The sequence below is a fragment of the Gallintestinimicrobium propionicum genome (assembly GCF_025567525.1).
GTDB classification, from domain to species: Bacteria; Bacillota; Clostridia; order Lachnospirales; family Lachnospiraceae; genus Gallintestinimicrobium; species Gallintestinimicrobium propionicum.
In genome coordinates, this window is the sequence record NZ_JAOQJY010000002.1 from 24,155 (window position 1) to 32,396 (window position 8,242).

Annotated in this window: 7 protein-coding genes; 6 read left to right on the plus strand and 1 reads right to left on the minus strand. The window is 48.1% G+C overall.

What is annotated here, in order from left to right; translation table 11 throughout:
- Nucleotides 1-69: 69 nt before the first annotated feature.
- Both pflB and pflA read left to right on the plus strand, forming a co-directional pair.
- The gene (gene pflB, locus OCV62_RS02155) at nucleotides 70-2,337 is read left to right on the plus strand and encodes a formate C-acetyltransferase (protein WP_262584897.1); all 2,268 of its coding nucleotides are present in this window, start codon (nucleotides 70-72) and stop codon (nucleotides 2,335-2,337) included.
- A 373-nt stretch (nucleotides 2,338-2,710) separates the two neighbouring features.
- Nucleotides 2,711-3,442 carry a pyruvate formate-lyase-activating protein gene (gene pflA / locus OCV62_RS02160; protein WP_117961493.1) on the plus strand — a complete coding sequence of 244 codons (732 nt, stop codon included), beginning with the start codon at nucleotides 2,711-2,713 and terminating at the stop codon, nucleotides 3,440-3,442.
- 85 nt (nucleotides 3,443-3,527) lie between these two features.
- Here the strand turns inward: pflA and OCV62_RS02165 are convergent, their stop codons facing one another.
- The gene (locus OCV62_RS02165) at nucleotides 3,528-4,292 is read right to left on the minus strand and encodes an adaptor protein MecA (RefSeq protein ID WP_262584898.1); all 765 of its coding nucleotides are present in this window, start codon (nucleotides 4,290-4,292) and stop codon (nucleotides 3,528-3,530) included.
- A gap of 580 nt (nucleotides 4,293-4,872) precedes the next feature.
- Here OCV62_RS02165 and OCV62_RS02170 point away from each other — a divergent pair.
- From OCV62_RS02170 to OCV62_RS02185, 4 genes are all read left to right on the plus strand, one after another.
- Nucleotides 4,873-5,085, plus strand: coding sequence for a hypothetical protein (locus tag OCV62_RS02170; protein ID WP_117961495.1), 213 nt, complete (start codon nucleotides 4,873-4,875; stop codon nucleotides 5,083-5,085).
- Nucleotides 5,086-5,184: 99 nt separating this feature from the next.
- Nucleotides 5,185-5,379, plus strand: a complete 195-nt coding sequence (locus OCV62_RS02175; RefSeq protein ID WP_262584899.1) for a hypothetical protein — start codon at nucleotides 5,185-5,187, stop codon at nucleotides 5,377-5,379.
- A gap of 93 nt (nucleotides 5,380-5,472) precedes the next feature.
- Complete coding sequence (locus OCV62_RS02180; protein ID WP_262584900.1) at nucleotides 5,473-7,161, plus strand: glycosyl hydrolase family 18 protein; 1,689 nt, start codon at nucleotides 5,473-5,475, stop codon at nucleotides 7,159-7,161.
- A gap of 62 nt (nucleotides 7,162-7,223) precedes the next feature.
- Complete coding sequence (locus tag OCV62_RS02185; RefSeq protein ID WP_262584901.1) at nucleotides 7,224-7,952, plus strand: N-acetylmuramoyl-L-alanine amidase; 729 nt, start codon at nucleotides 7,224-7,226, stop codon at nucleotides 7,950-7,952.
- The last annotated feature ends 290 nt before the right edge of the window (nucleotides 7,953-8,242 follow it).

The following is an 8,242-nucleotide window of genomic DNA, read 5'->3' on the forward strand; positions in this document are numbered from 1 at the left end:
ATAAAAGAGGGATTCCTTGTTGATATTATTTATCATTTTTTTCATGTTACCAGAAGGAGGTAAATTTTCATGGCAGAAGCATGGAGAGGCTTTAAAAAAGATGGCCACTGGGATGTAGACGTCAACGTACGTAACTTTATCCAGACCAACTACACTCCCTATGATGGAGATGAGAGCTTCCTGGAAGGTCCTACCGAAGCTACAGATAAGCTTTGGGGCAGACTGCAGGAGCTGCAGAAGGAAGAGCGTGAGCACAACGGCGTTCTGGATTGCGAAACTGAGGTTGTATCCGGTCTGACCGCTTATGGCCCTGGCTATATCGATGAGTCTATGAAAGATCTGGAGCAGATCGTTGGTCTGCAGACAGACAAGCCTTTAAAGAGAGCATTTATGCCTTATGGCGGTATCAAAATGGCTCAGCAGGCTGCAAGCACATACGGCTTTGAAGTAAACCCGAAATATGACAAGATCTTCAATGAGTATCATAAGACTCATAACCAGGCTGTATTTGATGCTTATACAGATGAGATGAAGGTTGCTCGTCATACCCATATCGTTACAGGTCTGCCGGATACTTACGGCCGTGGCCGTATCGTAGGCGACTACAGAAGAGTCGCTCTGTACGGTATCGATTTCCTGATCCAGAAGAAACAGGAAGATAAGAAGAACTGCGGCGTAGGCGTTATGGATGAAGAGACCATTCGTCTGAGAGAAGAGATCGCTGAACAGATCAAAGCTCTGCAGGGCATGAAGAAGATGGCAGCTGTTTACGGCTACGATATCTCCGGCCCGGCTACAACCGCTAAGGAAGCTGTACAGTGGTTATACTTCGGTTACCTTGCAGCAATCAAGACCCAGAACGGTGCAGCTATGTCCGTTGGACGTATCTCCACATTCCTGGATATCTATATTGAAAGAGACTTAAAGGAAGGCACCCTGACCGAGAAAGAAGCTCAGGAGCTGATCGACCATATGACCATGAAGTTCCGTATGGTTAAGTTCGCTCGTATTCCTTCTTACAACCAGCTGTTCTCCGGTGACCCTGTATGGGCTACTCTGGAAGTTGGCGGTATCGGCATGGATGGCCGTCACATGGTTACAAAGAACGACTATCGTTTCCTTCATACTCTGGAGAACATGGGACCCAGCCCGGAGCCGAACCTGACAGTTCTGTACTCCAGCGCGCTTCCTGAAAACTTCAAGAAGTATGCAGCTAAGATTTCCGTTAACACATCTTCCATCCAGTATGAGAACGATGATGTTATGAAGCCTATCTGGGGCGATGACTACAGCATCTGCTGCTGCGTATCCGCTACTCAGACTGGTAAGGAAATCCAGTTCTTCGGCGCTCGTGCAAACCTGGCTAAGTGCTTACTGTACGCGATCAACGGTGGTAAGGATGAGAAGCATCTGGACAAGAACGGCAAACATATGCAGTGTGGTCCGGAAATCGCTCCTATTACTTCCGAGTACCTTGATTTCGATGAAGTTATGCATAAATATGATATCATGCTTGACTGGTGTGCATCTCTGTATGTAAACATCCTGAACCTGATTCATTACATGCATGACAAATATTACTATGAAGCAGCTGAGATGGCTCTGATCGATACCGATGTAAGAAGAACATTCGCTACCGGTATTGCAGGTCTGTCCCATGTAGCTGACTCTCTGTCCGCTATCAAATATGCAAAGGTTAAAGTTATCCGTGACGAGCAGGGCTGTGCTGTTGACTTCCAGATCGAAGGCGACTTCCCGAAATACGGTAACGATGATCCGAGAGCAGACGAATTTGCTGTATGGCTTCTGAAGACCTTCATGGAGAAGATCAAGAAGAACAAGACCTACAGAAATTCCGAGCCTACAACTTCCGTACTGACCATTACTTCTAACGTAGTATATGGTAAGGCTACCGGCGCTCTTCCGGATGGCAGACCGGCATACACACCTTTCGCTCCTGGTGCTTCACCGTCTTACGGTGCAGAGAAGAGCGGCCTGCTGGCTTCCCTGAACTCTGTTGCTAAGCTGCCTTACGAGTACGCTCTGGATGGTATCTCCAATACTCAGACCATGGCTCCCAGCGCTCTGGGTCACGACCTGGATGAGCAGAAGAACACTCTGGTAAGAGTTATGGACGGTTACTTCGATCGTGGTGCTCATCATCTGAATGTAAACGTATTCGGTACAGAGAAGCTGTTAGATGCACAGGCTCATCCTGAGAAGCCTGAGTACGCTAACTTCACCATCCGTGTATCTGGTTACGCTGTTAAGTTCATCAGCCTGACCAAGGAACAGCAGGATGACGTTATCGCAAGAACCTGCCATAAGTCTCTGTAATTTAACTACAGTTTTTAACAGGTGTATTTTAAAGGAGTCGGGCAGCTTGCCCGGCTCCTTTTCTCGACCAGATTTCTGGTCGAGAAAAGCCCTCCGGGTGGATCGCACTGCGGCGGCGTGGAAACAAGTCGCTTACGCGACCCGCCGCAGGCGGAGGAATCCCGCAAGCGGGATTCCATTTACACGGGCAAAATGCGCAGCATTTTGTCCCGTACTCGACCAGGTCCCTGGTCGAGCATAAAACATCCGTTATGTGGAATAATGGATAGTAAAATACAGCAAAAGGAATACCTCGTGCTGCCCGCAGGGGATGACTGCAGCGATGTCTGACGCATATCCGCAGTGAATGCCTGCAAGGCAGGGAAAGGACGATATGATTAAAGGCAGAATTCACTCGTTGGAGTCTTTTGGGGCAGTAGATGGTCCCGGAATCCGTTATCTGATTTTCTTAAAGGGATGTAATATGCGCTGCCAGTATTGCCACAACGTAGATACCTGGAATCCGGAGACGGATAACCTGATGACGGCAGACGAACTGTTGGACAAGGCAGAACGTTTCCGCAGCTACTGGGGCAAAGAAGGCGGCATTACCGTCAGCGGCGGTGAGGCGCTTTTGCAGATTGATTTTTTGATTGATCTGTTCCGAAAAGCGCATGAGCGCGGCATCAATACGACGCTGGATACTTCCGCACAGCCGTTTACAAGAGAAGAGCCGTTTTTCTCCAAATTTAACGAACTGTTGAAGTACACCGATCTGGTTATGCTGGACATCAAGCATATCGATGATGAAGAGCACAAAAAACTGACCGGTCATACGAATAAAAATATTCTGGATTGTGCAAGATATCTTTCCGATCAGGGTATCAAGATGTGGATCCGTCACGTACTGGTTCCCGGCATTACGGACAAAGACGAGTATCTGATTCGTACAAGAGAGTTTATTGATACGTTGAAAACGGTTACCAAGGTTGAGGTGCTTCCGTACCATACACTTGGCGCATACAAATGGAAAGAGCTTGGAATTCCCTATAAGCTGGAGGGGGTAGAACCTCCGACAGAGGACAGAATTCAGAATGCGAAGAAGATTCTGGAATTTAAAAAATAAAAAAGAGGCGGTGCGCAGATAATAAAGGAAACGCGCGCTGTAAAAAAGCTCCGGCAGGAAGTCCTGCCGGAGCTTTTTGTAACCTTTAAATTGCGGCGAGCGTCTGCAGTGCGTTGTTTTCCGTCACAAGCTCATAGTGTTCTTTAAAATATGCTTCACTGCCGGCAGCGGAGCGCTCGAGACGTCCGTATTCGGAAGCAATGTTGCAGATCCGGTTGAAATCCTTTACGGAAGTCTGATCCATTTTGAGGATCAGCAGATAAGAGTCGTTTTTACGGTTTCTGTAAAGGGTATTGTGACCGGTGTAAAAATCGTTCACCACATGGGAAAGGCGAAGCAGCGTGTGCATGGAAGGAAAGGAGAAAATCCGTGCCTCCTGGGGCTGTTTTACCTCTGCTGTAGCTGTGGTTTTGTCTTCTTTGGAAGCAGGGGCTGTCGGAGTGCCTGCAGTCTGTGCATGACGGCTTTCCTGGATCTGACGGAACAGGTCGAAAATACTGTCGGTGTTGTCAGAGCTGCTATCGGAAAAGTCGTCGGGATCGATCTCGTCGTCATCCTCCATTGCGGGAGCAAATTTGGAAAAGCGCGTGTCGAGCTCCTCCGGATCTTCCACTTTGGTGATTACTAAAACGATGCAGTCGGCATTGAGCGGGATCGCTTCTATCATAAGAGGAATGTCATCCGCTTCAAATCCGAATTTGGCGGAGGCCTGCTGCATCATGTCGCGGAACAGGCTTTTGGCTTTCTCAGTGCCGTATGCCAACTCGCTGATTTTGAGCTCCCGGTCAGCCAGATCGGCTTTGGTCAGGGTACAGCGGATCTGATGGTCATTCACTTTTTCTATTTTCATATAATCACATCCTTACTTTATAAAATACTTACGGAATCCTGCCGGTGTGACGCACAGAAACGAAAAATTTGCGTTCCTGTGAGAGTTATCATATACACAAGAAAGTGCAAAAGTCAAGCGCATGGGGAAACAGTTTCTTGTTTTTTTAGAAATTGCTTGATTGTATGGTCGGAATCCGTTATAATACAAGCCAGAGATGGTTCCGGACAGTCCGTGTCGGAGCGGAGGTTTGCAGGATACCGATTTTATACCAATCATCAGGGACAGCCATGCTGATATGGCTGCATTCTTATGAGAGAACATCAGCGGCAAAGTTGTTCTCATCATTCTTTATAGTATGTAGCAGTCTCGTAGAGTTATGTGACTCTATCGGAAATTCAAAAATTCAAAATTTACCAATTATCATAACGATGAAGTATTTTTTAATATTTTTACGACTATTTATTTGGTGCTTGTATAGGTGTCAGGACACAGTCTATCCATCTCGTTATCGTTTTCGCTTTTGTTCCGGATCTGAACAGGAATATATATCACGCGGCTCCTTTTTGGGACAAAAGCGCATTGGCAAAGGAGAACTGCCATGGGAAGATTAAAAACGGATACCTGGGAACGGATGCTGGAGCAGATGGAACAGGAAGGCGTCGGATTTTATCTGAATGGGAAAAAAACTGCGCCGAGGGAAATTATCCGAACCTGCTGCATGCGGGAAAAGGCTGTATACATGCCGGATTTTGTCATGGATGAGGAAGGAAAGCTCTGCGAAGTCCGGTACGATGAAGTGACAAAATGGTAAACAGATAGGAATGTCATGAATGGTTGGAGGTACTGATATCGGTTTGGAAAAGCGTAGAAAAAGGAACCCCATTTCCATAGATGCTGCAGAAAGCCGATATTGGAGAAGCTGCGGTTTACAGGCGGTCTGTGGATCGCAGCCGGACCTTTAACGGATCGGGAATACTGTTCGGAATGCCGGACAGTATTCTGCGGTTCGTTCGAAACAGAGAGTGTACAAAAAGAGATGGACGTTTTGTCGGTTGTCGTATTTTCAGGCGGTCCGGACAGGGACAGATTGCGGCAGATCCCCTGAAAATCTGACAAATTTGTAATGACGCTGTCTGGAAGGTGTGTTACACTATAACGTGTGTGGGTGAAAAAGAGAAAACACAGGAGATACAGACAAATGAAAAGGAAAGTAATACCGGTGTTAATCGGACTGTTGCTGATTGTTCTGATTCTGGCAGGCGCTGCGGGCGTTTTTTTGTTCCAGAGATATTCCGGTTCGAAGGAAGAAGCGGATTTAAACGCATATTTCGGGCTGAACGGTTCACAGGAGGTCGCGATTGTCTGGAATCAGGAGCTGACAGAGGAAAAGGGACTGCTGCAGGATGAGCGCTGCTATCTGAAGCTGGATACGGTTCATGAGATGCTTAATGAGCGGTTTTATGTGGATCATAATGAAAAGCTGCTTTTGTATACCCTCCCGGAGGAAACGGTACAGATTGGAATCGGGGAGCAGACTGCAGACGGTTATACAGCGGCTGTGGAGCAGGACGGGGACGTCTGGCTTGCACTGGATTATGTAAAGCAGTATTCGGATTTTAATTATACATTGTATACAGAGCCCAACCGGGTTGTTTTGACGACCAATTGGGATACGCTTCAGAGCGCAGAGCTGAAGAAGAACACAGCACTTCGCGTCAGGGGCGGTGTCAAGAGCGAGATTCTGCAGAATCTGGAAAAAGGGACGAAGGTCACTGTTTTGGAGGAGATGGAAAACTGGGATCAGGTGCAGACGCAGGATGGCTATATCGGCTATGTCCAGAAAAAGCACTTGACAGATCCGGCAGAGGAAACTCCGGTGAAGGACACCGGATATGTGGAGCCGGATTATACCGGCAATCTGCGGGACCATAAAATTGATCTGGCGTGGCATCAGGTGACCGTAGAGTCGGCAAATTCCACGTTTCCGGGTGTTATGAGCGGTGTGACAGGCGTTAATGTAATTTCTCCGACCTGGTATTCTCTTTACGATAATACGGGCGTTGTGGATGGGATTGCCAGCCCCTCCTATGTGCAGCAGGCACACGCCCTCGGTCTGGAGGTGTGGGCACTGATTGATGATTTTACGCATCGTGAGGATAACGGCGTTGACCCGCAGGAAATCCTATCTTATACGAGTAAGCGGACTGCGATTATCGAGGTTCTGATGAGTGAGGCAGATCGCTGCGGCTTTGATGGAATCAATGTGGATTTTGAAAAGGTGACCGAGGATGGAAGTCAGGATTATATCCAGTTTATCCGGGAGCTGTCCGTAGCGTGCAGACAGAAGGGGCTTGTGCTTTCCGTCGATAACTATGTGCCCCACAACTATAACGCACATTATAAATGGGCGGAGCAGGGCGTGATGGCAGACTATGTGATTATCATGGGCTATGACGAGCACTGGGGCGGTTCTGAGGTTGCTGGTTCCGTAGCTTCCCTTGGCTATGTGACCGAAGGAATTGAGCGGATGACGCAGGAGGTTCCTTCGGAGAAAGTCATCAATGCAGTTCCGCTGTATACAAGAATCTGGACGACTGCAGAGGACGGCGCGGTGACGAGCCGTGCAGTCGGGATTCAGACTGCTTATGATTACATGAACAAAAATCAGGCGGCTGCGACCTGGGACAACAGCGTTGGACAGAATTATGTAGAGTTTGAGACGAGCGATGGAACCGTGCAGATCTGGCTGGAGGACGAACAGTCCCTGGAAGCCAAAATCAACGTGATGAAGGAGCACAACCTGGGCGGCATTGCAGCATGGAAGCTGGGCTTTGATGATGGACGCAAAAATATCTGGGGCGTCATCAGTGGATTTGCGGCAGAGTAAACAGACATAGAGAAGCGGAAGATGCCATACAATAGAAAAAAGCGGGTGAGGCTTTTTCAGGTATGGGACGAAAAGAAATGCAGAGTCTTTTTTCTCTGATAACGGCGGCAGTATTTTTTACTGCCGCTTTTTTTACAGGAAGACAGGCCGCTGTGCTGACCGGAAAGTTTCGGGTAGAGAGGGAGCAGAGTAGACAGAGCCGGACGAAATACTGCGTTGTGGTTGATGCGGGACATGGCGGAGACGATCCGGGGAAAATCGGCACAGCAGGAACGCTGGAAAAAGAAATCAATCTGGCGATTGCGAAGCGGTTGGAAACATTGTTAAAGCAGGCGGACGTTGCGGTTGTAATGACGAGAACGGACAATAACGGTTTGTATGATGAAAATGCGTCCGGGAAAAAAGTGCAGGATATGAAGCGGAGAGTGTCGATGATGGAAGAGGCAAAGGCGGATCTTGCGGTCAGTATTCACCAGAACAGCTATCCCGATCCGGCGATCAAAGGGGCGCAGGTTTTTTATTATACCTCGAGTGTCGAGGGAAAGCAGTTTGCAAAACGCCTGCAGGAGCGCCTGGTAAAAGGACTTGACCCGCAGAACCATCGGCAGGCAAAGGCGAATGACAGCTACTATCTTTTGAAAAAAACAGCATGCCCTATCGTCATTGTGGAGTGCGGATTTTTGAGCAATCCGCAGGAAGAAGCGCTGCTGACAGACAGCGTTTACCAGGAACGGGTGGCGTGGAACATCTTTATGGGGATTATGCAGGAGCTGAAAACGAAGAAGGCGTAGTACCGTATTTTTCACTATTTAAACTCCTGCGAAAATGTGGTAAACTGTAGTGGACACGAAGGGAAACCAAGGGCACTGAAGGCGGCATTTGATTCATGACAATAGAATGCTCGCAGAGCGTGCATTCTATTGTTTTTACGTGTCCACGAAGGGGCGGGTCACCTGCAAAGCAGGCGCAAGGGCGTCAGTGTGTACTCGCAAATAAAAACTGTCCGGGAACACTCTTTCCGAATCGGACAATCTATCTTTTCTATCGAACACAGCATAGATGGGCTGTGTTTTCATCAGGC